Genomic DNA, 25,259 nt, shown 5'->3' with positions numbered 1-25,259 from the left:
GCAGTTGGGCTACCAATAAAAATTTAATATAGGCTTCTGTTGTCAGCTTTTTTGTGTAATAGTCCTGTTTCAATTCTTTGACTTGTTCGCTAAGTTTTTGAATATTTATGGGTGAAACCCATTTACCAAATGATGAAATTAGTGTATTCTTGTCCATAACAGTTATCCTTTACGATTGGATTTGGACAGGAACCACCTGTACTTCCATTGTAAAGGATTTTTTTGTTTCGAAATCAATAAAAAATTGAACATTCTTAGTATTTTGAATCATCAGATTTAATTACTGCAATGCTAGTGATAAACCCTGTAAATAAATCTATGTTCAGATATTACCTACCGATTAAGTTATGTTACGATAAAAACAGAATAATCAAAAGAGGATGAAATAAATGAAGGTAGGATATGCGCGCGTTTCCACAGGTATTCAAAATTTAGATTTACAATTAGATGCGCTTAAAAAACATGGCTGTGGGGAGATATTTACCGATAAGATCAGTGGAGCTAAAGATAAACGACAGGGATTAGAAGATGCTCTCCGTTTTGTTCGAACTGGTGATACTTTAGTGGTCTGGCGCTTAGATCGATTGGGAAGGAATATGCAGCATCTTATTAAGATTGTCAATGATCTCAATGATCAAGGCGTCAGTTTTCATAGTCTGCAAGAAAACATTACGATGGACAAGGCTAGCGCTACGGGACAACTTATGTTTCATCTCTTTGCGGCTTTTGCCGAATTTGAGCGTAATCTTATTCACGAACGTTCGGCAGCCGGACGTGCTGCAGCAAGAGCCAGAGGACGATTAGGAGGAAGACCGGAAAAGTTAGATAAGAAAGAATTAGAGATGTTAAAGACACTAGTGGCAAGTGGGACACCTATTACAGATATTGCCCAAATGTGGGGAGTTTCACGAACAACCGTTTATCGATACCTAGAAAAGAAATAAACTAAACTTATGAAGGGACGGGAGGAAATGGCATCAAGAGGAAAGGAACTGCTTACAACTGATCAAAGAGCAGAATTTGTAAGAATTCCGGCTGATATGACCGAACGGGAACTAGAAACCTACTATACTTTTTCTCAATATGACATAGAGATTATTAAAAGGCATAGAAGAGATCATAATCGTTTGGGATTTGCTGTCCAATTATGTGTACTGCGCTATCCCGGATGGTCTCTCACAGACGTTGAACCTATACCAGATTATATAATCCAATATATAGCTAAACAAATCAATGCTAATCCTGATTCTTTCTCTTTATATGCCCAACGTGACCCAACCAAGCATGAACATATGGAAGAAATTCGACAGGTATATGGATATCAGAATTTTTCTTTAAGTACATATCGGGAATTAGCTCAGTATCTTTTGAAACATGCTCTTCAAAATGGAAATTCCATGTATCTGCTTCGAACTGTTCAAGAAGAACTTAGGAATCGAAAAATAATTCTTCCTGGAGTGACTACAATAGAGCGACTCGTGTGGGAAACTCGTCGTAGGGCAGAGGAAAAGATTTTTAAAACCTTAACTGCCACTCTTTCAGTGTGGCAAAAACATAAATTGGATCAACTTATAGATCCTTTTGTGGACAGCAGGAAAACCCCATTAGCATGGTTGAGAGAACTTCCCGGCCAATCATCACCCGATGCCTTTCTGAAAGTAATAGAACGTTTAGAATATATTCGAGAGTTGAAACTCCCATTAAACATGAATGAAGTTCATCCTAATCGATTACTTCAATTATCTCGCATTGGGGCTCGTTATGAACCTCATTCATTTCGTAGATTTAAAGAAAATAAGAAATATGCCATTCTTATAGCATACCTAGTAACACTAAGTCAGGATTTAATTGACCAAGCAATTGAAATTCATGATCGACAAATGATGATTTTACAATCGAAAGGCCGTAAAACACAAGAGGAAATGCAAAGGGAAAATGGAAAAGCAGTTAATGAAAAAGTTGTTCATTTTGCAGATATTGGGGCTGCACTTATTCAAGCACGAGATGAAGGACTTGATCCATTTAGCACCATTGAAAAGGTAATGCCTTGGGATAAAATCGTTGCTTCCGTTGAAGAAGCAAAAAAATTAGCCCGACCAATGGATTATGATTACCTTGATTTGCTAGAGAATCGATTTACTTATTTGAGAAAGTACACCCCTGCTCTTCTGAAATCGTTAGAATTTCGTTCTACAAAAGCAGCAGAACCATTATTACGTGCATTAAAAACATTGAACGAGATGAATAAATCCGGCAAAAGAAAAGTACCAGATGGAGCTCCGTTAGATTTCGTCCCAAAACGATGGGAAAAGCATGTGTATGACGAGGAAGGAATTATTAATCGACATTATTATGAAATGGCTGCCCTAACGGAATTAAAAAATCATATTCGTTCAGGAGACGTATCTGTAGTCGGTAGTAGGCTCCATAAAGACTTTGAGGATTACCTTGTTCCCAAAGATGAATGGACAACAACCAATTTAAAGGAAACTAGACTGGCAGTTCGTTCATCAGCAGAGGAATATCTTGAAGAAAGAAGAAAGGCTCTAGCTGAACGCTTTACATGGATTTCAAATAACCTTGATAGTCTTGAAGGAGTAAATATAGAAAAAGCAAAACTTAGAGTGGATCGTTTAGAAAAGAATACCCCAGAAGATGCACGAACCTTCAGTTTATCCTTATATAATATGCTTCCAAGAATTAAGCTCACTGATCTTTCAATGGAAGTAGCACACTGGACAGGATTTGATGAAATGTTAATACACGCTTCCACCAATCGCCCTCCGAAGGGAGAGGAAAAGGTCATTTTGATGGCTGCACTTATGGCGATGGGAACGAATATTGGGTTGACTAAAATGGCAGATGCTACACCTGGAATTACTTATCACCAGATGGCCAATGCCGCACAATGGCGATTGTATGATGATGCTATAAATCGAGCACAGGCAACTTTGGTAAATTTTCAACACAAACTTGCTTTAGCCTCTTATTGGGGAGATGGCACCACATCTTCATCTGATGGAATGCGAGTACAAGTTGGAGTTTCATCGTTACATGCCGAGGCAAATCCTCATTATGGTACAGGGAAGGGGGCAACCATTTATCGATTTACGAGTGATCAATTTTCATCTTTTTATACGAAAGTCATTAATACAAATGCAAGAGATGCTGTACATGTCATCGATGGACTGCTTCATCATGAAACCGAATTAAATATTGAGGAGCATTATACTGATACGGCTGGTTATACCGATCAAGTTTTTGGTTTAAGTCATTTGTTAGGTTTTCGTTTTGCACCAAGACTTCGTGATTTAGCTGATGCTAAACTATACACCATTCAAAAGCCAAGTGATTTTCCTGATCTAGAAAAATTACTTCGTGGGCGAATTAACACAAAGATTATTCAAAAAAACTTTGATGATGTGCTCCGTTTAGCCCATTCGATTCGAGAAGGAAAAGTGTCTGGTTCGCTGATTATGGGGAAATTAGGGTCATATGCAAGACAAAACAAGTTAGCTACTGCCTTACGAGAAATGGGAAGAATCGAAAAGACTATTTTTATTTTAGATTATATATCTAATGAAGCCCTACGTAGGCGTATTCAGCGAGGATTAAATAAAGGAGAAGCTATGAATGGCTTGGCAAGAGCGTTATTCTTTGGAAAACGAGGCGAATTACGAGAACGAGGACTACAAGATCAACTTCAACGTGCAAGTGCTTTAAACATTATAATTAATGCCATTAGTGTATGGAATACCGTATACCTTACCGAAGCAATAAATTTGTTGAAGGAAAAAGGAGATTTGCGAGAAGACTTGCTAAAACATATTTCACCATTAGGATGGGAGCATATCAATTTTCTTGGTGAATACACCTTTGATATGAAGAAAATAGCTAGTTTAAATTCACTGCGCCCTCTTATTCAATAAAAATAAAAGCCGAAATTTCCTTAGCGTAGGAAAACTCGGCTTTATTCATGTCGAAATTTGCTTAGCGTATGTTTTGCGCTTTTTGTTGGTGGGACCCCAGAACCAAGATGATGAAACAGTTGGCCGAGTTCGATACCAATATAACCAGAACCGATGACCGCTAATCGTTTCGGTACTTCTTTTCGTTCAAGTAGCGTCGTGCTTGTGACGTAATCCACACCCGCAAGCCCAGGAATATTAGGAACTGCCGGAGAAGCACCTGTGGCAATCAGGAAGCGGTTCGCTGATAATTTTTTCCCATTGACTTCTACTGTCGTTTCGTCTAAGAATACCGCTTCTCCTTGTATGAGCGTAAATCCATATTCGTTGATGAGATTTACATATTTCGTTTGGCGTAGATCGCGCACTAATTCATTTTTTTGCTCGATTAGTGCAGATAAATCGACCGTTCCTGCAGACGTATGCAGCCCAAGAAACGGATGATTTTTTGCTAAGTAGTTTATTTCTCCTGCTCGGAGCAACGTTTTTGAAGGGACACAGCCGATATTAACGCATGTTCCTCCTATCGTTCCTCTTTCAATCATGACAACTTTCGCCCCGTACTTGCTTGCCTCGATTGCCGACGCAAAAGCGGCAGCACCAGAGCCAATGATGATGTAGTCATATTCTCTTGTTGCATCAACTTCCCCTGCTTCTATCGGCTCATAACCAGCCATAGTTATGGCTTGTTTTGCCGTTTCCACGTTGGCATGAGGAAGTTCAAACACCGCTTCTCTACGACGAAAACTAACATCAATGGATTTTGCGCCGATTTGTTTAAGAATCGAAGCAATATGTTTTTCACAGCTTGGACACGTCATTCCTTCAATGCGCATCATATATCTTTTCATGTTGAAAATTCCTCCTCAATTAGCATTTCAATCATCGGGCACTCGTATAACGCTTTTTCGTCCGGGCACCGCTTCTGCAAGTCTTGTAGCACATGTACTACTCGCTGCAAGTCTTTGATTTGCTTTTGCACTTCTTCCACTTTTTTCGATACAAACACATACATATTCGCGCATCTTTCCTTATCTTGATCGACAATGCCAAGTAGCTGATGAATTTCCGTTAAAGAAAATCCGAGTTGTTGCAGACGTTTAATGAATTGGACGCGCTTTGCATCTGCATCTGAATATAAACGATACCCCGCTTCTGTTCGCATAGGGAGTGGAAGTAGCTGTCGCTTTTCATAATAGCGGATCGTTTCTTTATTCACGCCACACCGTTTGGCTAGTTCGCTAATCCGATACATTGAATGACCTCACTTCCAATTTAAGTATAAACTTTGTACTAAGGTACATAGTCAAGTTAGTAAAAAATTCTACTATTGACAATGAATTGTGAATTGGCGATAATTAAATACAAGAACATATATTCGTTTTTGGTGTTCTACAGTTATAAGGGAGCGTGTATTTATGGAACAAAAAATTATGACGTGCCTCATGTTTTCTGGGCAAGCAGAAGAAGCGATTCGTTTGTATATGTCCGTTTTTTCTCCGGCAGAAATCGAACAAATTGTGCATCAAGAAAACGGAATGGTGCTTCATGCCACGTTTCTATTGAAAGGGCAACGGTTGATGGCGATTGATAATCACGTCGAACATCACGAGTTTACGCCTGCGATGTCTCTATGTGTCACGTGTGATACAGAAGAAGAAATTGACTGTGCTTTTGAACAACTATCCCAATCAGGAAAAGTGCTCATGCCGCTAGGTGCCTATCCATTTTGCAAAAAGTTTGCATGGGTAGAAGACCGATACGGTGTATCATGGCAACTGTCTCTCGGAAATTAGTAGCTAGAAGAAAATAAGCTGTTGACACAAGCTCAACAGCTTATTTTTATCTCATCCGCTTTTATATAGAAGGAAATAAGTTTTTATATTGTTCATTTATGAAAAATTCTCCTAGAAAGATAAGCAGCAAATTAAAAAGACATCTCCACATACATATATTCATGACAATGATGGCAATGTGGATATGGAAAATCCCAAGGCAATTCCTGATTGCAAATTTTACATTTTTTCATATAGCGTATCAAATGTTTAGATAGTACTTCAAATATTTTTTCAGAAATTTTTTCTTTTAGTTCAAAAACCTCTTCTTCGTTAAAAGACAACGATTGAGAATAAGCAAATGACGTAAATAACATAAGCTGTTTATAGCCGTTCTCCAATTCATCAATTGCATCGACCGACGTAAGGATAGGCGGCAGAGCTACCTTCCCTTCCGTTAAATATTCTCTAATCATCGTTAGCCAACAATCTGTTATCTTCGTTTCTTCGATTGAAAACGGAACGAAACAGAAAGATAATTTCTTCCAAAGAGGGAGTTCGATCTTCATCTTTTTCAATGTTTTTTCTAAAACGAACATTTTTCTTTCCCATTCGCTTATTTCATGAACACGATAAGGCGTTTCTTTTAATTCGTTTTGATAAAAGCTCCATGCCCGTTTGAATAAATCGAATGATTCGTAAGGAAACTTTTTTAGTGATTCGATTGATATAGGGAGAAAACTATATTCAATAGGAGCTACCGGCGCCTCTAACAACTTTTTTATTTTCTTTCGATTTACCGTAGCGCAGACGAACCCTTCTTCATATATTCCTTTTCTTCCTGCTCGTCCTGCGATTTGTTGTACTTCTTCTGCTTTTAACGTACGAACGGCTTTCCCATCAAACTTTTCACTTTCCATAAAGATGACTCTTCGAATAGGAAGATTCATTCCCATGCCAATGGCATCGGTTGCTATTAATATATCGGTTAACCCTTTCCGAAATTGCGCGACTTGTTTTCTTCTTGTTTCAGGAGGCATGCTTCCGTACAAAACCGAAACGTTATAGCCTTGTTTTACGAGTGAAGCGGCAACATGGAGAACGTTCTTTTTTGAAAAAACAATAAGTGCATCTCCTTTTTGCAAGTCTTTTGGAAAAGAAAAATCCTTTTCTTCCCAAATAAGTGGAGTGGTACGTTTGTGTTCGATCACTTCAAAATCAAACTGATGGTAAGCTAGCAGTGTTTGAAGCAAGCTAACAGCATGCGGTGCAGCAACCAAATGAATTTCTTTCGCTTTCACCCCGATAATTGCTTTGACCCAAGCAGCCCCTCTCGTTTCATCCGCTAATAATTGACATTCATCAATAACGACAACTTCAAATTCATCGGTGACATTCACCGACTCGATCGTTGCGCTTATATGTGTACTGCCATGTACATTTTTTCTTTCTTCTCCTGTTATTAAGGCACATGCAATACCGTGGGAACACATCTCCTCAAACTTTTCTAACGCAAGCAATCTCAATGGTGCTAAATACATCCCTGTTTTTGCTTGAAGCAACCGTTGCATTGAGTCGTATGTTTTTCCAGAATTAGTCGGACCGACATGGACGATATATTTTTTGTGAACCGATGAAGCGGAAAGTGATAAAGGATGTTCAAAAATTTGCTTGCTTATCGCCTTTAAGTGGCGGTTAAACTCCTTGGAATGAAGAAACGATCGTTCGAATTCTTCCATTGGTGTAAACCACGTACTCAACCAACGGTTCATTTTTTGTGGATTCCATTTTATTGAACATTGATATTTTTCGTTTAGCAACTGTACATACGTATACGCAATTTTAGATAGAATCGCTTCGTATTCCTCTTTCGTTCTTCGTTTTTTATCTACTTTTTTTATAAAAGTCGGATAGTGCCGCATTTTATCAAGGATTATTATCATCTCTTTAGAACAACTATTCTCGAGCAAGCGACAAAGCTCCTCCCATTCATCGTACAGAGCTCTTGCTTCTTTTTTTACTTCATGAAGCCATATGCCTACATGTTGAACAATAATGGATTCACAAACTTTCCATATAGATGTTTGACGAATGGCAAGTAAGGCTTGGAAGCGAGTTTTTATTTCGTTCGTCAATTCTGTTTCTACGTATTTAACTATTTGTGCTAGGTGTTCTTCATCCACCGCATCAAAAAAGGCTTGTACTAGTTTCTCGCTAGAAAAAGGTGTTATCTTTAATGAGTCGTCTAACAGCGTTTCTCCGCACTCCTCTCGAATTTGTTTTTTTATCTGTTCCTTTCTTGCAAATAACCAAGAAGATAGAGCATCGCTCAAAAAATGCAAATCCACTGGTTTTTCTATTTGTTTACATAACTGTTGAAACGGATATTCTTTGCGATAGAGAAATGACAATTCATACTGGCCAAAATGCTCAAGCAAATCCAAGGTGATTTCTGCAATTTCCCAGTCTAATAGCTCATTTACCTCGTAAATAAGGTCTTCCATGTCCATTTCTTCCACCTCATCTGACCACCCTTGGGTTATGAGATACGTACGTACTTCGTCCACTCCTAATTCTCTCACACAATTAGCAAGTAAGTCATAAAGAAACGCTTGTATTTTCTCTTCGCATCGATTAGATAAATTTTCATCGAAACAATACAACTCTATATCATCCCAAACGTCCTTTACTGTAAGAAAAGGTTCGGGCGTAATTTCTAACGACACCAATTCTTCTTTTATAAGATGAAAGATGTCTTCTTCCAAAGCCGCAAAACGGTGATTCAATCGCGCTTGTAATTTCTCTAATATATTTGTTGGCTTCTTTACAGTCATTGAAGTGAAGTTTCCCTCCCTCCTACTTCCAAATGTATGTTTTCTGTAGTTGTATATATGGTGCTTATTTCTATTTAAGAGATTTCATGACAATCCATTCCCACCACTTCCACGGCAACCAGTTTTTCAGCCTTAACGTCAATGTGACCCCTCTCCCTACAGGGTAACGCAAACGCGGAGTCGGCGATTGGACGACTTTAATTATTTGCCTAATGACTTCGTCAGGAGGTGGTGCTGTTTTGACTACTCGATTCACGTATTGCACAATGGTTTTCATTTCTTTTGCATATGGTGAATCCGAACGGACGGACACCCCTTGAAGCCCTTTTGACCAAATGTTTGTTTTGAATGACCCAGGCTCAATTAAGACGACATATACTCCGTACGGCAACATCTCTAAACGAAGCGATTCGCTAAATCCTTCGACAGCAAATTTTGAAGCGACATATGGACCCATCGCCGGAAAACCGACTCGTCCGCTAATGCTGCTAATGTTGATAATCTTACCGCTCCGTTGCGTTCGCATAATTGGCAAAACAGCTTTTGTGACGGCCACTAACCCGAAAAAGTTTGTCGCAAATTGACGCTCCCACTCTTCAAGTGAGAGTTCCTCTACAAAACCGCCAGTGGCAAACCCTGCGTTGTTAACTAATACATCGATCCGTCCGTAGCGATTGATGACATCGTGCATGACCGATTCCACCGCAGCGAAATCGGTGACATCGAGAGATACGATTTCTATCCGATCGTACACGCCGGCTTCAGACGCCACGGTTGCAAGCATTTCTTTGTTTTGCATATTTCGCATTGAAGCAATGACCTGATATCCTTCACGCGCAAGTGCAACGCTTACGAGTGGCCCAAACCCGCTCGAGGACCCTGTCACTAGCGCCACCGACGGGGAGTTTACATTTTGATTCACAACAATCCTCCTCGCTACTATGAAGACATATTTATTGGAATTAGATAACGATAGGTAATATTCCTGCCATTTTGCAAAATCGACCCCTATCACGCACTGATGGAGGTCGATTTTTTCTTTAGTTTAAGTTCTTTTGTTGTGACAACAAGCATAGCTCCACTCAACACAATCAGTCCCCCAATCATTTGGAGAGATGATATGCTTTCATGTAAAAATACCATCGATAGAAGGAACGTCACGATCGGTTCTATCATACTTAAAATTGCTGCTTTTGTCGGACCGATAATATTCATTCCTGCAAAAAACGTCAACATGGCCAAAACGCTTGAGACGAACGATGTTCCGATAATTGGAAGCCATCCTTTTGCGTCAAATTGAAAATGTAATGTTCCCGAACCGATTCCAAAAACAAAAAAAGACAAAGCGGCAAAGAGTGCAATGTAGGCGCTCGCTGTAATGGGTGGAACGTGTGCGGTCACTTTATTTCCAACGATAATGTACATTGAGTAAACAATCGCTGCTCCAACGGCTAACGCAATACCGAGCGGCTGAATTTTTCCTTCTGGTGCCCCTAATACAAGCAACATACCTAAAAAAGAAATGAGAATCGCTATGATGATGTGCTTTGTTAGCTTTTCTTTATTAATAAAAAACGAAAAAATAGCGACGAATATCGGATTTAAATACAACAACAACGCAGCGAGTGAAGATGGAATATATTTTACTGCCTGAAAATAAAAAGAAGATTGCATCATATAGAAAATGCCACCTAGTAAAAATAAATACAATAAATGTGACCGCGAAACCTTCCAGTTTTTTTCTTTTAACCATAAATACAGAAAAAAGAAAAGCGCAGCCAATGCAAAGCGTAAAAACAACAGAGTTGTCACAGTGACACCGTTGTCATATGCGTATAATGCAAAGATGGGAATAAACGCAAATCCCGTTGCCGATAACAATACGAGGCTATATCCTTTCCACATTTCCCCTGCCCCCAAATCATATATTCGCCCCTTTCTTAATGAGAGGGAACATCACTTTTTCTTGTTTACTGTAAATGTTAAACAAAATACCGCTAAATACAAACGCCGCTCCAACGATATGAGTGATTGTCAAATGTTCATTAAAAAAGATCGTTCCCATCACCGTAGCAGAAATCGGCATGACATTAATGAAAACTGAAGCGGTTGAAGCTCCGACTTTTTGAATACCGTTATACCACCAAACGAAGCTGATAGCCGAAACGACAACGGCAACGTACAGTACGCTTAACCACACATCCCATCCACTCATTTGGACAGATGTAAAAGAAGTATAGTATAGCGCAAAAGGTGCTAAAAATAACGTTCCAAAACCTGTTGCGTACGTTGTTGCCGCAAGCGGACTATATGTTTTCATTGCCACTTTTCCAATGACCGAATATGTACTCCAGCTGAGACATGCCCCTGCTAGCACAAGATCGATCGGAGCAACACCGATTTCGATAAGTACGGACGGATGACCGTTTGTAATAATATATACAGCCCCAAATACAGCGAGCAACATGCCAAATATACTTCTTCCGTTCAATCTTTCTTTCAAAAATATTGCAGACAACAATGTAATCAATGGAGCATTGACTGCAATGACTAATGAGCTTTTGACAATTGGTGCATATTTTGTAGCTATAAAAAAGAAAATGTTGTATAAAAACACTCCCGTTAAACCGAGGAGCGCTAACACGATCCAATCTTTTCTCGTCGGAGTTGGTCTATTCGGCTCTTTCCAGTACAATAATGGAAACAAAATCAAACTAGCACCGAAAAAGCGAAAAAAAGCAACTGACACAGGATGTAAAGTCGTCGTTGCGATTTTTCCAGCAACAAAGGCACCACCCCAAATCGTAGCAGTTAAAAATAAAAGAATATACGTTTTTATATTTTTTACTGGCACAAAAACATCTCTCCCTTATTCGTAAAATATATATCGTTTAGGGTGGATAACAGCGAAAACAACAAAAACTATACTTTAATCATTTTATGCTCTTTTTTATCTGAAAACAATATATTTTCGTTATATTAAGAAAAGAAGCCAGGACGTTTCTTCCCGGCTTCTTGTTTTTCCTCTTATTTATTCTCCCGTTTCGGCAAATCGTTTAATTCGTGCCCCAATTTCATCGCGGACGCGTTGAAAGACGGCCCATTTTTCTTCCTCTGTTCCTTCTGCTTTAGCTGGATCGTCAAATCCCCAATGAACACGTTTGACATGCGGTGGTGTGACTGGACAATGATCTGCCGCATGTCCACATAATGTAACGACTAAATCGGCTCTGTTTAAAATCTCTTCATTGATAATGTCTGATGTTTGGTTTGAAATATCGATTCCTACTTCTTTCATCGCTTTGACTGCGTTCGGATTTAAACCATGCGCCTCAATGCCGGCGCTATATGCTTCCCATTCGTCACCAAGATATTTTTTTGCCCATCCTTCTGCTATCTGGCTACGGCAGGAGTTCCCTGTACATAAGAAATAAATTACTTTTTTCATTTCAATCGACTCCTTTTAATGAATAATAAGTAACCATATATATAACCCAACGAGAGTAATAAATAATGTTGGGATGGTTAAAATTAAACCATTTTTAAAATAAGTGCCCCACGTAATTTTTACTCCTTTTGTTGAAAGCACATGTAACCAAAGAAGTGTAGCAAGTGAACCGATTGGCGTAATTTTCGGTCCTAAGTCCGAACCGATTACATTTGCATAAATTAGCGCTTCCCGAATGATTCCCGTCGTATTCGTATCAGCTATCGCTAGCGCATCAATCATGACTGTCGGCATGTTGTTCATAACAGACGATAAAATCGCTGCGATAAACCCCATGGCAATCGTCGCCATAAACAGCCCTTGATTTGCGGCCGCTTCGATCATATCTGCTAGAATGGTCGTCAATCCTACGTTGCGTAATCCGTATACAACAACATACATCCCAATCGAGAAAAAGACGACAGCCCACGGTGCTCCCTTTAATATTTGTTTCACGTGTACAGCTGGGCTCCGTCTTCCCATCCATAAAAACAATAACGCGACAGCACCAGCAATAAACGAGACAGGGATGTTTACGAATTCACCGACAAAATAGCCGATTAATAAAACCGCAAGAACGATCCACGACAATCGAAACATGCGCACGTCTTTAATCGCTTCAGATGGTTGTTTGATATGCGATAAATTGTAGCGTTTCGGAATGTCCTTTCGAAAATATAAGTAAAGCACCCCGATGCTCGCCGCGAGCGAGAAAAAGTTTGGAACAATCATACGCGATGCGTACTCACCAAAACTAATGCGGAAGAAGTCTGCAGATACAATATTGACAAGGTTGCTGACAACAAGCGGCAACGATGTCGTATCCGCAATAAATCCACTTGCTAAGATAAATGGCAATACGTTTCGTTCATCAAATTGTAATGCGCGTACCATGGCTAATACGATCGGTGTTAAGATGAGTGCGGCACCATCGTTTGCGAAAAACGCCGCCACGAGTGCACCGAGAATGGAAACAAATATAAACATTTTAATTCCATTTCCTTTAGCCGCACGCGCCATATGTAACGCTGCCCATTCGAAGAAGCCAATCTCATCTAAAATTAAAGAAATAATGATAATCGCAATAAAAGCAAGCGTCGCATTCCAAACGATGTTCGTTACATCCATAACATCTTGGAAATCAACGACTCCAACAAGCAATGCTAATAAGGCGCCACCGCAGGCAGACCAACCAATGGATAAATTGCGCGGTTGCCAAATGACAAAAACGAGGGTAATAAGAAAAATCAATGATGCAAGAGTAACGGAAAGCAAAAAACCACTCCTCTCTTTTTATTCACAACGAATGCGCATTCCTTTTTTCTCAAGTTGACGAATGTGTTCTTTTGGATCTGGCAGATAAGCGAAAATGCATTTCATCATTGGATAAAATTCATGTTGTTTATTTAATGAATAAAACACCCATTGCGCTTTTTTTGTCTCTTTCACTAAATCGTTGTCTTTTAATTTTCGTAAATGCTGGCTAATAGCTGGCTGACTCATTTGTAGCATCTCAACAAGCTCACACACACAACAATCAGTTTCACTTAATATAGCTAAAATCATTAATCTTGTTTTATCGCCTAATAGCTTTAGCATATTTGCTGTCTCTTCGATGTGCTGCATATACCTCCCTCCTTCATCCATTAATCATTATATAAGCATATACTTATATAAACAAGTAAAGATTTTGTAAAGAAAAAGGCTTGTAAATACTTTTTTGAAAAATTATTTCTTGTGATTTTTGTCTTTTTTGACTATGATCAAAAAGGAACATGTAGAAAGGGGTATTTTATGCATACAGAGGTATATATTTTATCCGGATTTCTTGGAAGTGGTAAAACGACATTATTAAGGCGACTACTACAAAATGAAAAAGAACGTGGACGGAAAGTGGCGGTGGTAATGAATGAAATCGGTCAAGTATCTATTGATTCGCATGCGGTTTCAAAAGATGCTGTGTTAAGTGAGTTATTAAGCGGCTGTGTATGTTGCACCATTCAAGATCAATTTGAAGTAGAACTTCATTCACTTCTTCAACAACATGAGTTAGACGTCATTTATGTTGAAACGACAGGGGTAGCTCATCCTGTTGAAGTGCTCGATGCGTGTATGTCGCCATTGTTTGCTGATCGCATTCAAATGGGAGGCATTATTACGACAATCGACGCAACACGTTGGGTGAATCGTCAACAACTCTCCATTCCTCTGCAAATGTTGTTAAAAGAACAAGTTCGTCACGCGGATGTATTAATTGTCAATAAGACAGATATATTACGTCCAGATGAACAAGCGAAATTATCGTTTGAGTTACAAACGATCAACAGCGAAGCGCGCACAATTTTCACAACGTTTTCTAATGTACGAATCGAAGATATTCATTTGTTATCGAAGCGGATGAGAAACGAGCATGAGCGAATGAACATCGAAAGACTACGCATTCAAACATACGTACATACATTTGCAAGCCCAATTGACTTAGACGTGTTCGAACACTGGGTACGACAACTTCCTGATACTATTTACCGCATGAAAGGATTTTTACGTTTTACTCATACAAGTGGAGTTTACTCCTTTCAGTATGCATACGGTACACCGCTCTATATGAAAGAGGAAATGAATGTCCCGTTACATTTTGTTATCATCGGTGAACAATTGGATAAACAAAAACTAAAACAACAACTCGATGACATGCAAAAAGGAGAAGGTTAATATCCCTCTCCTTTCACTTTCGTCCGAAATCTGCTTTAATTTCTCCCCATTGCTCGGTTTCCCATTTCATAATTTCATTTGTATAATGGTGCGTGCGCAACCACGCTTCAGCACGCTCAACAAGTTGCCAGACACGTTCTGTTTCAGCGTTGCGAACGAGCGTTGTATTCGCCTTTTTTCCTTTTACCCATTTGATAGCTGTTGCCGAATCAGAATAAATCGGCAAACTTTTGTTTTGTTGTTGTAACCATGCTAATGCGTGAACAATGGCTAAAAACTCCCCAATGTTATTTGTTCCGATCATCGGCCCAACATGAAACAACTCTTTCCCTGTTTTCGTATGTACTCCTCGATACTCCATCCATCCTGGATTTCCGCTACATGCCGCATCTACGCAAATGCTTTCCTCTACATAGTTTGTTGCATGCGCTTTATTTTTTTTCGTTCGGTTTACAAACGGACTAGACGCAAATGCTTGTTCTGCTTCTTCTTTCGATGGAAATGAGCGATATTTCGCCCCCGGAACGCCAATAACGTACGGTTTACACTCGTCCCAAGAAGAAAAAATGCCTGTTTTCGCCCCTTCCCAAACGACATAATATTTTTTCAAATTGTCACATCCTCGCAATTGAAATAAAGAAACAAAGTTGAAGATCACAAAGAAGGAATAAAAGAGGAGATATGGCGGAGGAGGGGGGATTCGAACCCCCGCGGGCTTTGACACCCCTATCGGTTTTCGAGACCGACCCCTTCAGCCGGACTTGGGTACTCCTCCGTATGAGTGGGGTGCCAAAGAAATTATAGCGAAAACATGATTTGTCGTCAATTACCTTTTTTGTTTTTCTATATAGTCAACAAGACCCATTGCACACACTTGTAAGTCGAGCTGAAGTATTTTATATACATCGGCATCATCAGGTACTTGCTGTTTGCGCAAAAATGTTTGGATATGATCAAATAAACGATTGGACACAGCCTCTGTTTTTTCTGTAAAAGATAGATTCATTTGTTCATTTACAACATCATAACCGATTTGCACAAAGAGCGGTAACCAGTAATGAAGTTGATTCCAAACTACTTGTGTATGTGTTGACATACCAAAATGGCCAAAATATATACGATCTGGACGTAACGTCATAAATCTTTCAATCGATGTGCGCATCGCTTCGGGATCAAATTGATTTGGCGATGTAGACGGCAGGTATAACTCAACACCGTACGAAAGCAATTGAGGGTAAAAGACACCGGCTGTATCACCTGTAAAAATGCCGTTACTTGTTTGATCATAAATAGAGAAATGGTGATTCGCATGCCCCGGTGTATGAAGAAACGTTAGTGTACGATTTTTTCCAATTTGTAACGTTTCTCCATCTTCTTTTACAATTAATCGGTCTTCAGGAATTGGAACAATCGGGTCAAATAAAGCGTCAAACGATTGGCCATAAACGGCTTTTGCCCCTGCAATGAGACGAGACGGGTCAGCTAAATGGCGCATGCCTTTTGGATGAACGAATACGCGAGCATTTGGACAATGTTGTAGTAACATCCCCGCCCCACCAGCATGATCTAAATGAATATGTGTAACGATAATGTTTTTTACGTCGTGTAAATCAATAGAGATTGCTTCTAGTCCTTTAAGTAAATGCGGGATAGAAGGGCTCGCACTTGTTTCGATAATCGTCACTTCTTCTTCATGAAAAACATATGCTCCTGTTCGCTGGGCAGTTTGTAGATCATATAAATCAATAAGTGAAATGCCAAATCCTAAATCAACAGGTTGTCCCATACTTATTCTCCCCTCATCTGTTCAATAAGTCTAACGAAATGATACACAATTTTTGCGGTTAATCCCCAAATGACTTTGTCTTTGTAGTAATAAAAATGTTCTTCGATTTGCCTTGGTCGCCAATTATACTGTCTTCCTCCAGGAATATCGTCAAATGGGAAATCGTCTTCGGGCTTTGGTTCGAATTGAACACGATATATTTTTGGTTTCGTTTCAATAAAAAAAGATAACGGGACGGTAAATACATCTTCCACTTCTTTTTTATTGATTTGCATGTGTGCGTTATTCACAAATGCAACAAACGGATAAATGACCATACCAAACGGTGAAAGCACATAATCAAGTGGAACGACATGTGTAATATGTTCTTTTTCAATCCCCAACTCTTCACATGTTTCCCGAATGGCTGTTTCTTGTGGACTTTGATCACACGGATCCATTTTTCCACCCGGAAAACAAATTTCACCTGGCTGTCGACGCAATTGAAATGAACGCACTTCAAATAAGACAAATGTATCATCGTGTTGACGGATGAGTGGAAGAAGAACAGCATATGTAGCGTATTTGTCGAAATCCATAACCGTTGGTGTTCGGTGTCGTAATGCATCCATGACCGTATAAATCTTTTTTTTCATTAGTAAACATCCCTTTTCGTAAATACATAAAAAGAAACGATCAGTGCACCAAGCGCCCAAACGGCGAGCACAGTCATTGAAAAGGAAAGTGTCATCCCATCAATCGGTGGCGCCGTTCCACTAACATAACTTGTGAGTCGTAAATTTACCATAAATAAATATTTCGCAGACTCCCACGATGATACCATGCTTGATAAAATCGCACCTGAAATAAGGGCAGCAAGCATAATTCCCATCACCGCGGCTGTACTACGTATTAATACGGACAACATAAACGTAAGCGTACCGACGACGAGCGAAACAAAAAAAGCAAGCCCGAATTCAATAAGTAAGTATTTCCATTGCGGAATAAGATGAACAGCTGTTGTATTTAGTTCTTCACCTTGAACCGAAAATCCTGTTAAAAGCGGCAAATTCCATCCACCATATCCAAATACAATGCCAGAGATAGCGTATGATAATAGAGCGACAGAAAATACGATAAACGACGTAGATAAAATCATCGCTATATATTTGCTCATTAAAACTTTCCATCGTTTCACAGGACGTGTCAACAACAGCTTGATTGTTCCTCCACTTGCCTCTGATGAAACGAGATCAGCTGCAATGACCATAACGAGAAGCGGTAAAAATAACTCAATGGAGTTTTCAATAAACATGCGCATAAATGTTGGAGCACCCGGTGCCATCGGATTAATATCGTTGTCTAAATAATATTGTTGTTGCTGTAAACGGATTTTAAGAAACTTTTTCCATTCCTCAGAAATGCCTGTTGAGTTTAATCGGTTTTGTGTGTCGATGATTTGTTGTTGTAGCTGTGTGCGCCAATCTGTCGTTCCGATCCGTTCTCGAATCGTTTCGATTTGTTTAAATTGCGCGTATGTAAATAAGCTAACGAGAACAGCAACGATCGCTGCGATAATAAACAAGCGTTTTTTACGAACAATTTTTAACATTTCATTGTATACAAGATTAATCAATCGTTTCCCCTCCCGTTAATTCAATAAATAAGTCTTCTAGTGTTGGAAGTTTGCGTTCAATTCCACTGACATATACCCCTGCTTCAATTAAACGAGCATTGCAACGCGCAATCGTTTCATTTGATTCATAGATTGTCACGAGCGCTCCATCTTTTTCACCGAGCAAAGTCGTTTCATTTTGTAGTATTTGTTTGGCTGTATCTATCGGATCAACGCTCCAATATGTCCGAGCTTGTTCTTGTAGTAAATGTTCGACCGTATCAATACGAATAATCTGACCTTTCGACATAATCGCCACACGATCGCACATAAGTTGTATTTCACTCAATAAATGCGATGAGACGAGCACACTTAACTGTTCTTTTTCAGCAAGCGAGCGAATAAACTGTCTCATTTCACGAATGCCGACAGGATCTAAGCCGTTTGTAGGTTCGTCTAAAATAAGCACCGTCGGTTTTCCAAGTAGCGCTTGTGCAATACCGAGGCGTTGACGCATGCCGAGCGAATACGTACGAACAAGATCATGGATCCGATTTTGTAGACCGACGAGTTCAACCACTTCTTGAATGCGATGAGCTGTAATTCCTGGAACCATTCGTGCGAAGTGTTCAAGATTTTCCCAACCGCTTAAATACGGATAAAGTTCAGGGTTTTCAACAATACAGCCTATATGTTGGATCGCCTTTGTAAATTGTTTTTGTAAATCATATCCGCAAATTGAAATCTTTCCAGATGTCGGTCGAATTAACCCGACGAGCATGCGAATAGTCGTTGTCTTTCCTGCCCCATTTGGACCTAAGAAGCCGAACACTTCTCCTTTTTTTAAGGAAAACGAAAGCCCTTTAATAATTTCTTTTTTTCCGATTGTTTTTCGTACATGTTGTACAACTAACGTTTCTTCCATTATTTTTCCCCTTTCGTTAACGTAATAAGTGAGGCAACACGTTCACCAATTCGTTTATATCCTTCTTTATTAGGATGGAATTTATCTGTATATAAATAGTCGTTTACTTGTAGTTCAAACAAATCATATGTCGGAACACAAATGATGAATTGATAGTCCGCTGCTACTTCAGATGCCACATAATTCCAACTACGTACAACGGCAGATGTTTCTTTCCCATTATCTAAATCATTGAACGGATTATATAAAGCAATGTAAAATACGGGCGCTTCGTTGTTTACTGTGCGAACAAGCTGAAAAATTGTACGTAGCTGTTGGGCAAATTTCTCTTTTTCTTTTTCTAATTGCGTAGTGGATAAGTCTCTCAATGCTTCGCCACCGCGAAATAAGTCGTTTCCTCCAATCGTCATTAAAATGATGTCGGCTTCTTTTAATTGACGTTGCACTTCTTTTTGTTTGAGTTGGCCAATCAATTGTGCAGATCGTTGTCCTTTAATAGCTAAATTGGTGAATTGGACATGTTGATTTGTCCGTTTTTTTAGTTCATCTACAACATAGCCAACATATCCTTTTCCTGTTTCATCTCCCGTCCCGCGCGTTAATGAATCGCCAAGTGCGACAATGGAAAGCGCATCGTTTTTCTTTGTGTTTGACGTTGTTTGCTTTGGTTGTTTTACTGAGGAAGCTTCGTAAAAAAATTGGTCTTGAATAGTGACGATTAAGCCGATAGCCCATAGCAATGTTGTTGCAGCACAAATCGCCACAATCATCCCGATGATTCGTTTAGACACAATACCACCCTTTCGTTATGTTCTATGTATCATCATAAACGATTTGTTGTTTAAACACATAATGAAAACATGCAAAAAAGCGAGCACAATCGCTCGCTTTTAAAATTTTGCTTGATAATGTTCAATTTCCCAAGCATGAACAGCTGTTCGATAGCTATCCCATTCGTTCTTTTTCATTGCGATATACTCGTTAAATACATGGTCGCCTAATGTATGACGTCCAATCGTTCCATTTTCTAATTCTTCAATCGCTTTCCCTAAACTACCTGGAAGGTTTTCGATACGAAGCTCTTTACGACGTTCATTCGTCATATGGAAAATATCTTCGTCGATTGGTGCTGGGCAAGTGAGCTCTTTTTCTACTCCATCAAGCCCTGCCTCAGCAATAACTGCAAACGCTAAATACGGATTAGCAGATGGATCTGGACAACGAAGTTCAACGCGTGTTGCTAATCCTCGTTTTGCAGGGATGCGAATTAATGCGGAGCGGTTTGATGCCGACCACGCAATATAACAAGGCGCTTCATATCCTGGGACGAGACGTTTATATGAGTTTACTAATGGATTCGTAATGGCTGCGAAACTTTTTACGTTGTGCAATAAACCAGCAATAAATTGATATGCCGTTTCAGATAATTGATTGTCATCCGATGGATCAAAAAACGCATTTTCTCCATCTTTAAATAGCGAAATGTTTACGTGCATACCTGAACCGTTAATACCGAAAATCGGCTTTGGCATAAATGTGGCATGCAATCCGTATTTTTTAGCAATCGTTTTTACAACCCATTTATATGTTGTTGCATTATCAGCGGAACTAAGCGCATCCGCATATTTAAAGTTAATTTCATGTTGACCTTCAGCCACTTCATGATGCGAAGCCTCAATCGTAAATCCCATTGCTTTTAATGCACGATAAATGTCTAAGCGAACTCGTTCACCGAGATCTTTTGGTGATGGCTCAAAATAGCCACCGTTATCTTGAGGTGTTGTTGTCGGATTTCCATTTTCATCTGTTTTAAACAAGAAAAACTCTAATTCAGGACCAACGGAGATCGTATATCCTTTTTGTTTCGCTCGTTCAACTGTTTTTTTCAATACGTTACGTGGATCGCCATCAAATAACGTTCCGTCTGGATTCATCACAGAGCAAAGAAAACGTGCTTCTGCATACCCCGCTTCTACTGTCCATGGTAGTACTGCAAATGTTTGTAAATCAGGAAGTAAATATAAGTCTGAGCGATTGATTGGCGAAAAACCTTTGATAGAAGATCCATCAAACATTATTTTTCCTTCTACTACATCATCTAGTTGTTCCGCTGTCACTGTGACGTGCTTTAAAACACCTTCAATATCAACAAATTGTAAATGTAATAGTTCAACATGTTTTTGTTTGATGATTTCTTTAATTTGTTCAAGCGTCGAAGTGTTTGTTTGTTCAGAGACGAGTAGTTCACTCATGTCACATTACCTCACATTCTTATGTATATTTTTATAACATGAGTTTATTATATGGAATCATTCATCATTTTTCAATAGTTTTTTATCAAATTTTCTGTATTTTTATTAAGAAAAGCGCAAAGCGCCGCCTATCGGCGAAGAGCGCACAAGCCCCACCGAGGAGGCTGTCGCCGCCGCAGTGTGGGGCGGAGCGACTCGAGCCGATGGCGCTTGGAGCTAGACATCAATTCAAAATTTTATACTTTCTTATCTTTTTTAAAAAAAAACACACTCTTGATATGAGCGTGTTGAACAAACAAAAACGACGGAAACCCTACCTCTCTTCCGTCCTTGCAGCTCCGAAGCTGCGCCAGTGAGAATTTGTTTCGTTGCATATAAAAACGGGATCTCACGAAAAGCGAGATCCCGTACGTTTGACTATTTATGCTTTTTGGACGTTTGCCGCTTGCGGCCCACGGTTGCCATTCACGATGTCAAATGTTACTTTTTCGCCTTCTTCCAACGTTTTGAATCCAGTACCTTGGATCGCTGTGAAGTGAACGAATACGTCTGTACCTCCGTCCGTCTCAATGAATCCAAAACCTTTTTCTGCGTTAAACCATTTTACTTTACCTGTGTTCATGTGAAATTCCTCCAAAACAATTTTAAAAATTGACCACCGTTTCATTACTCATAAAACAAAAGCTACACTTTCGTCAAGTCCTTATAAGATGAACCTGACAAAGGTGCAGCTTATAACGATCATTGATATAACGAACGAAATGGTACTTCTTAAGTATATAGGCTTGAAATAAAAATGTCAAATGTTTTTTTTATTTTTCTTTCCATTTGATGCTGCAACCGATGCTTGGCTTCTGTTCTTTCGGAACAGGTTTCCCTAAAAGCAATGCATCTAAAGCTGTACGAATAGAAGATCCAGTCACTGGGATTCCGTTACTTGGTCGTGAATCATCGAGTTGACCACGGTAAACACATTGTAATGCACCGTTGAATATGTAAAAGTCTGGCGTGCATGCAGCTTGATATGCTTTTGCTACTTCTTGTGTTTCGTCAAATAAGTATGGAAACGGATATCCAAATTGTTCAGCTACCTCTTTCATTTTTTCTGGCGAATCGTCTGGATATTTTTCTACATCATTCGAATTAATGGCAATAAATGAAATCCCTTTTGGTAGATAATCGTTGGCGAGACGGACAAGCTCCCCTTGAACATGTTTAACAAATGGGCAATGATTGCAAATGAACATGATTACTGTTGCAATGTCTGATTTGACGTCTTCTAACCGAACGATTTGTCCATTGACCACGTTGACAAGTTCAAACGATGGAGCTTTCTCTCCTAGTGGAAACATATTTGATTCAACAGCTGGCATACAAATCACCCTTTCTTTTTTCGTTCATTTACTATTATAGCAAAATGTACAAATAACAAAAAATAAGCGAGCTTGAGCCCGCTTATTTTTTGATGAGTTGTCCTCGTGTCACGCCGAGTTGATTAATGGCTTTTAACGTGCGCCATACGCTTGTTCCGCTCCGTTTGCCTTCGAGCGCTTCGCGATATAATGTGATGACTTCTTCTACTTTTTTCGCTGACTCTTCCAAAAACTCGACACGATACGAGCGAACACCAAGGGATAAAAAGTGTGGAATATATTCTGCCCCAGATTGTTCAATGGCATTGTACACTGTATTTCGGCAGCCGATATCCACACGAACAGGATGAAGCATGCCAATACGGTCACGCAACGATACACGATGTTTTTCGCATGGACGTCCACAGTTCGTAAAATCGGTTCCTTCACTTAAAAATGTACAGTATACACAATGTTCAGTGTGAAACATCGGTAAATGTTGGTGAATAACCATTTCGATATGTTCTGTTGGTGCTGCTTCAAGTAAATCAATCATTTGTTGAATATTTAAATCGTATGAAGGGGTGATTCGATCGAGCCCTCGAGATAAAAACAACTGTGCAGCCAGATGGTTTGAGATGTTAAGCGAAAAATCTCCGATTAACGTTTGTTCTATTGATTGATTCGTATAATACTGCACCGCTCCTAAACTACGAACTAAAATGGCATCTGGCTCAGCTTTTAAAATCCCTCTTAAAATTCCATTTTCCCCAGGCATATGAATGCGCGGGGTAGCTAAAGCGATCGGTTTGTTTGTTGTTCGTGCAATCTGCACAGCTTTCGGATAATCGGTTGTAAATTCGAAATCGGCATACACCATGTCTACATCTGTATGACATGCCGCTTCGACTTGTTCGAGCGTACGACAAAGCGCCATTAAAGAAGGGTTCTCTGCTCGTTGTTTTTGTCGGTAAGAAGATGTTAAATCAACGGCTTGCTTGATGTATAGCCGCGGACGTTGTCGTTTTTCAATAAGCTGTTCCACGGCTTGTCTTCTTATTCGGTTTAATTCTTTAACCGGAAGAATAACATTGTCTGTCATATGCATATAAACGTCTTTTAATTCAAAAATCGTTCCGCCTAATCTCCCGAATTGCTCTTTTATAAAATCTAATGTGAGCGGTCGCTTTTGTGCAACATCTAACATTTGCTCAGATTGAACGATTACTTCATTGCCTGTCGTTTCATCGCGCCATGTTGAAATGAGCGGTTTTCCTGCTTCACCGTACACATGCACAGTTAGCGGAAACAACTGATATGGTCGCTCGGTTTCAAATGTTTTACGCAAACGACGATCAAGCTCTTGGTCGCTCGTTTTCCAAATGCGATTTCCTACACGCACGCGCGTTAAATTGACGTCATGTCGGCCAGGGACAATTTCAACAAGACCTTTTTCCACTTCCCCTTCCACTTTTTTTCCGTGTTTTCGTAAATCGTATACGCGGCCGCCTTCTTCTTTTTCTTCTGGACGTCCTGCATCAAATACGATGCCATCCCCACGTTTTAACGGAGCTTGCAGTTCGCATAAAACACCGTCTTTTAATACTTTTTTGACCGTTCCAAGAAATACACCACGGCTTTTCGGAAACGTTCCATCAACAAGCTGTTTGTTGTTCGTTCCTTTTAAAAAGCCATGTGTAAATCCTCGACTAAAGCTTTGTTGTAGTTCACGTATTTCCTCTGTTGAAGGAGTATAATGGCGTCCTGCTAAATATTCATCAATAGCTTTTCGGTATTTGCTGACAACATTTGCTACATATTCTGGTGACTTTAATCGCCCTTCGATTTTAAACGTGCTTACCCCTGCTTCGATAAGTTCTGGAACGAGATCAAGAGCAGCTAAGTCTTTTGGTGAAAGTAAATAAGCGACGTTTCCCATTTCTTTTTGCTCGCCATCAACGATTAAATCGTATGGAAGGCGACAAGCTTGGGCGCATTCTCCACGATTGGCTGAACGCCCACCCCACATTTCTGACGTCAAACATTGCCCAGAATATGATACACAAAGTGCTCCGTGAACAAATACTTCTAAAGGAACGTTCGTTTTCTCAGCAATTTTTTGAATGTGTGTTAAATTATTTTCGCGACCAAGTACAACGACTTCTAAGTGGTAAGGATTTAGAAATTCAACAGCTTCTGGAGATGTAACAGTCATTTGTGTTGATCCGTGAATCGGAAAATCAGGCGACAAATCGCGGATGAGTTTAACAAGTCCTAAATCTTGGACGATCAGTGCATCTACTCCTGCATCTATACATGCTTCAACGAGCTGCTTTGCTTCTTCTAGCTCATTTTCAAACACTAAAATATTAAAAGTAACATATCCACGCACATTGTATTTATGCAAATAAGCCATCACATCTTTTAATTCTTCCATACGAAAGTTTTTCGCCCGTACACGTGCATTATATTTATCCACACCAAAATAAACTGCGTCTGCTCCATTGGCAACAGCAGCACGAAGACAATCCCAATCTCCCGCTGGCGCTAACAGTTCAATTTTTCTCACAGCTA

At 39.6% G+C, this 25,259-nt stretch carries 23 protein-coding genes, 1 tRNA gene and 1 pseudogene; 4 read left to right on the top strand and 21 right to left on the bottom strand.

The window, feature by feature from the left end; genetic code table 11:
• The coding region (locus JV16_RS15345) for a DUF4372 domain-containing protein (RefSeq protein ID WP_042535703.1) at nt 1–157 on the bottom strand (157 nt) is incomplete at its 3' end.
• A 232-nt stretch (nt 158–389) separates the two neighbouring features.
• Here JV16_RS15345 and JV16_RS12150 point away from each other — a divergent pair.
• A complete protein-coding gene (locus JV16_RS12150) occupies nt 390–944 on the top strand; it encodes a recombinase family protein (RefSeq protein WP_004890419.1) in 555 nt (184 codons plus the stop codon).
• Between the two features lie 27 nt (nt 945–971).
• Nucleotides 972–3,929: a Tn3 family transposase gene (locus JV16_RS12145; RefSeq protein WP_042536040.1), complete on the top strand. Its 2,958-nt coding sequence runs from the start codon at nt 972–974 to the stop codon at nt 3,927–3,929.
• Nucleotides 3,930–3,973: 44 nt separating this feature from the next.
• On the opposite strand, the pseudogene JV16_RS12140 reads toward JV16_RS12145, so the two are convergent.
• Nucleotides 3,974–4,819: pseudogene (locus tag JV16_RS12140) on the bottom strand (FAD-dependent oxidoreductase); the annotation flags it as partial.
• Entirely contained in the window at nt 4,816–5,223 is a 408-nt protein-coding gene (gene merR, locus JV16_RS12135) for an Hg(II)-responsive transcriptional regulator (protein ID WP_004890413.1), read from the bottom strand. The gene merR and the pseudogene JV16_RS12140, both read right to left, overlap by 4 nt.
• A gap of 163 nt (nt 5,224–5,386) precedes the next feature.
• Between merR and JV16_RS12130 the strand changes: the two genes are divergently transcribed.
• Nucleotides 5,387–5,764 (top strand): VOC family protein, encoded by a 378-nt coding sequence (locus JV16_RS12130; protein WP_032101756.1) that lies wholly within the window; start codon nt 5,387–5,389, stop codon nt 5,762–5,764.
• Nucleotides 5,765–5,895: 131 nt separating this feature from the next.
• Here JV16_RS12130 and JV16_RS15030 read toward each other — a convergent pair whose 3' ends face one another.
• From JV16_RS15030 to JV16_RS12095, 7 genes are all read right to left on the bottom strand, one after another.
• A complete protein-coding gene (locus tag JV16_RS15030; protein WP_052481259.1) occupies nt 5,896–8,577 on the bottom strand; it encodes a helicase-related protein in 2,682 nt (893 codons plus the stop codon).
• Between the two features lie 70 nt (nt 8,578–8,647).
• Nucleotides 8,648–9,499: an oxidoreductase gene (locus JV16_RS12120; RefSeq protein WP_021095950.1), complete on the bottom strand. Its 852-nt coding sequence runs from the start codon at nt 9,497–9,499 to the stop codon at nt 8,648–8,650.
• Between the two features lie 89 nt (nt 9,500–9,588).
• Complete coding sequence (locus JV16_RS12115; RefSeq protein ID WP_042536042.1) at nt 9,589–10,482, bottom strand: DMT family transporter; 894 nt, start codon at nt 10,480–10,482, stop codon at nt 9,589–9,591.
• A gap of 16 nt (nt 10,483–10,498) precedes the next feature.
• The gene (locus JV16_RS12110; RefSeq protein ID WP_021095088.1) at nt 10,499–11,431 is read right to left on the bottom strand and encodes a DMT family transporter; all 933 of its coding nucleotides are present in this window, start codon (nt 11,429–11,431) and stop codon (nt 10,499–10,501) included.
• 177 nt (nt 11,432–11,608) lie between these two features.
• Nucleotides 11,609–12,025: an arsenate reductase (thioredoxin) gene (gene arsC / locus JV16_RS12105; RefSeq protein WP_021095089.1), complete on the bottom strand. Its 417-nt coding sequence runs from the start codon at nt 12,023–12,025 to the stop codon at nt 11,609–11,611.
• Between the two features lie 15 nt (nt 12,026–12,040).
• Nucleotides 12,041–13,339, bottom strand: a complete 1,299-nt coding sequence (locus JV16_RS12100) for an arsenic transporter (protein ID WP_021095090.1) — start codon at nt 13,337–13,339, stop codon at nt 12,041–12,043.
• 18 nt (nt 13,340–13,357) lie between these two features.
• Nucleotides 13,358–13,690: an ArsR/SmtB family transcription factor gene (locus JV16_RS12095; RefSeq protein ID WP_021095091.1), complete on the bottom strand. Its 333-nt coding sequence runs from the start codon at nt 13,688–13,690 to the stop codon at nt 13,358–13,360.
• Nucleotides 13,691–13,858: 168 nt separating this feature from the next.
• Between JV16_RS12095 and JV16_RS12090 the strand changes: the two genes are divergently transcribed.
• A complete protein-coding gene (locus JV16_RS12090) occupies nt 13,859–14,776 on the top strand; it encodes a CobW family GTP-binding protein (RefSeq protein WP_042536038.1) in 918 nt (305 codons plus the stop codon).
• 13 nt (nt 14,777–14,789) lie between these two features.
• On the opposite strand, the gene JV16_RS12085 is transcribed toward JV16_RS12090, so the two are convergent.
• The 11 genes from JV16_RS12085 to JV16_RS12035 form a co-directional block, all read right to left on the bottom strand.
• Nucleotides 14,790–15,386 (bottom strand): ribonuclease H1 domain-containing protein, encoded by a 597-nt coding sequence (locus JV16_RS12085; RefSeq protein ID WP_042536036.1) that lies wholly within the window; start codon nt 15,384–15,386, stop codon nt 14,790–14,792.
• A 72-nt stretch (nt 15,387–15,458) separates the two neighbouring features.
• Nucleotides 15,459–15,551 (bottom strand) — tRNA-Ser (locus JV16_RS12080).
• A 51-nt stretch (nt 15,552–15,602) separates the two neighbouring features.
• Nucleotides 15,603–16,562 (bottom strand): MBL fold metallo-hydrolase, encoded by a 960-nt coding sequence (locus tag JV16_RS12075; RefSeq protein WP_042536034.1) that lies wholly within the window; start codon nt 16,560–16,562, stop codon nt 15,603–15,605.
• Nucleotides 16,563–16,564: 2 nt separating this feature from the next.
• On the bottom strand, nt 16,565–17,197 hold the full coding sequence (locus JV16_RS12070; protein ID WP_021095096.1) for an NUDIX hydrolase: 633 nt from the start codon (nt 17,195–17,197) through the stop codon (nt 16,565–16,567).
• A complete protein-coding gene (locus JV16_RS12065) occupies nt 17,197–18,177 on the bottom strand; it encodes an ABC transporter permease (RefSeq protein ID WP_021095097.1) in 981 nt (326 codons plus the stop codon). The genes JV16_RS12070 and JV16_RS12065 overlap by 1 nt, the downstream gene beginning before the upstream one ends.
• Nucleotides 18,170–19,081: an ABC transporter ATP-binding protein gene (locus JV16_RS12060; protein ID WP_021095098.1), complete on the bottom strand. Its 912-nt coding sequence runs from the start codon at nt 19,079–19,081 to the stop codon at nt 18,170–18,172. Before JV16_RS12060 ends, JV16_RS12065 begins: the two co-directional genes overlap by 8 nt.
• Nucleotides 19,081–19,872 carry an SGNH/GDSL hydrolase family protein gene (locus JV16_RS12055; RefSeq protein ID WP_021095099.1) on the bottom strand — a complete coding sequence of 264 codons (792 nt, stop codon included), beginning with the start codon at nt 19,870–19,872 and terminating at the stop codon, nt 19,081–19,083. Before JV16_RS12055 ends, JV16_RS12060 begins: the two co-directional genes overlap by 1 nt.
• Before the next feature lie 99 nt (nt 19,873–19,971).
• Complete coding sequence (gene glnA, locus JV16_RS12050; RefSeq protein ID WP_021095100.1) at nt 19,972–21,333, bottom strand: type I glutamate--ammonia ligase; 1,362 nt, start codon at nt 21,331–21,333, stop codon at nt 19,972–19,974.
• A gap of 421 nt (nt 21,334–21,754) precedes the next feature.
• Nucleotides 21,755–21,955 (bottom strand): cold-shock protein, encoded by a 201-nt coding sequence (locus JV16_RS12045; RefSeq protein ID WP_003398700.1) that lies wholly within the window; start codon nt 21,953–21,955, stop codon nt 21,755–21,757.
• 190 nt (nt 21,956–22,145) lie between these two features.
• On the bottom strand, nt 22,146–22,706 hold the full coding sequence (locus tag JV16_RS12040) for a thioredoxin family protein (RefSeq protein ID WP_021094046.1): 561 nt from the start codon (nt 22,704–22,706) through the stop codon (nt 22,146–22,148).
• A gap of 82 nt (nt 22,707–22,788) precedes the next feature.
• Entirely contained in the window at nt 22,789–25,254 is a 2,466-nt protein-coding gene (locus JV16_RS12035) for a U32 family peptidase (RefSeq protein ID WP_042536031.1), read from the bottom strand.
• Between the last annotated feature and the right edge of the window lie 5 nt (nt 25,255–25,259).

It is taken from the genome of Anoxybacillus ayderensis, from assembly GCF_000833605.1.
In the GTDB taxonomy this organism is placed as follows: Bacteria; Bacillota; Bacilli; order Bacillales; family Anoxybacillaceae; genus Anoxybacillus; species Anoxybacillus ayderensis.
Note: the sequence above shows the minus strand (reverse complement) of the source record. Positions and strands in the feature narration are given on the sequence as shown.

Coding starts and splice junctions, on each gene's coding strand:
- JV16_RS12145 (WP_042536040.1), top strand. CDS start 972: ATGGCATCAAGAGGAAAGGAACTGCTTACAACTGATCAAAGAGCAGAA.
- JV16_RS12095 (WP_021095091.1), bottom strand. CDS start 13,690: ATGCAGCACATCGAAGAGACAGCAAATATGCTAAAGCTATTAGGCGAT.
- JV16_RS12075 (WP_042536034.1), bottom strand. CDS start 16,562: ATGGGACAACCTGTTGATTTAGGATTTGGCATTTCACTTATTGATTTA.
- JV16_RS15030 (WP_052481259.1), bottom strand. CDS start 8,577: ATGACTGTAAAGAAGCCAACAAATATATTAGAGAAATTACAAGCGCGA.
- JV16_RS12090 (WP_042536038.1), top strand. CDS start 13,859: ATGCATACAGAGGTATATATTTTATCCGGATTTCTTGGAAGTGGTAAA.
- JV16_RS12070 (WP_021095096.1), bottom strand. CDS start 17,197: ATGAAAAAAAAGATTTATACGGTCATGGATGCATTACGACACCGAACA.
- JV16_RS12040 (WP_021094046.1), bottom strand. CDS start 22,706: ATGCCAGCTGTTGAATCAAATATGTTTCCACTAGGAGAGAAAGCTCCA.
- arsC (WP_021095089.1), bottom strand. CDS start 12,025: ATGAAAAAAGTAATTTATTTCTTATGTACAGGGAACTCCTGCCGTAGC.
- JV16_RS12130 (WP_032101756.1), top strand. CDS start 5,387: ATGGAACAAAAAATTATGACGTGCCTCATGTTTTCTGGGCAAGCAGAA.
- merR (WP_004890413.1), bottom strand. CDS start 5,223: ATGTATCGGATTAGCGAACTAGCCAAACGGTGTGGCGTGAATAAAGAA.
- JV16_RS12115 (WP_042536042.1), bottom strand. CDS start 10,482: ATGTGGAAAGGATATAGCCTCGTATTGTTATCGGCAACGGGATTTGCG.
- JV16_RS12150 (WP_004890419.1), top strand. CDS start 390: ATGAAGGTAGGATATGCGCGCGTTTCCACAGGTATTCAAAATTTAGAT.
- glnA (WP_021095100.1), bottom strand. CDS start 21,333: ATGAGTGAACTACTCGTCTCTGAACAAACAAACACTTCGACGCTTGAA.
- JV16_RS12045 (WP_003398700.1), bottom strand. CDS start 21,955: ATGAACACAGGTAAAGTAAAATGGTTTAACGCAGAAAAAGGTTTTGGA.
- JV16_RS12060 (WP_021095098.1), bottom strand. CDS start 19,081: ATGGAAGAAACGTTAGTTGTACAACATGTACGAAAAACAATCGGAAAA.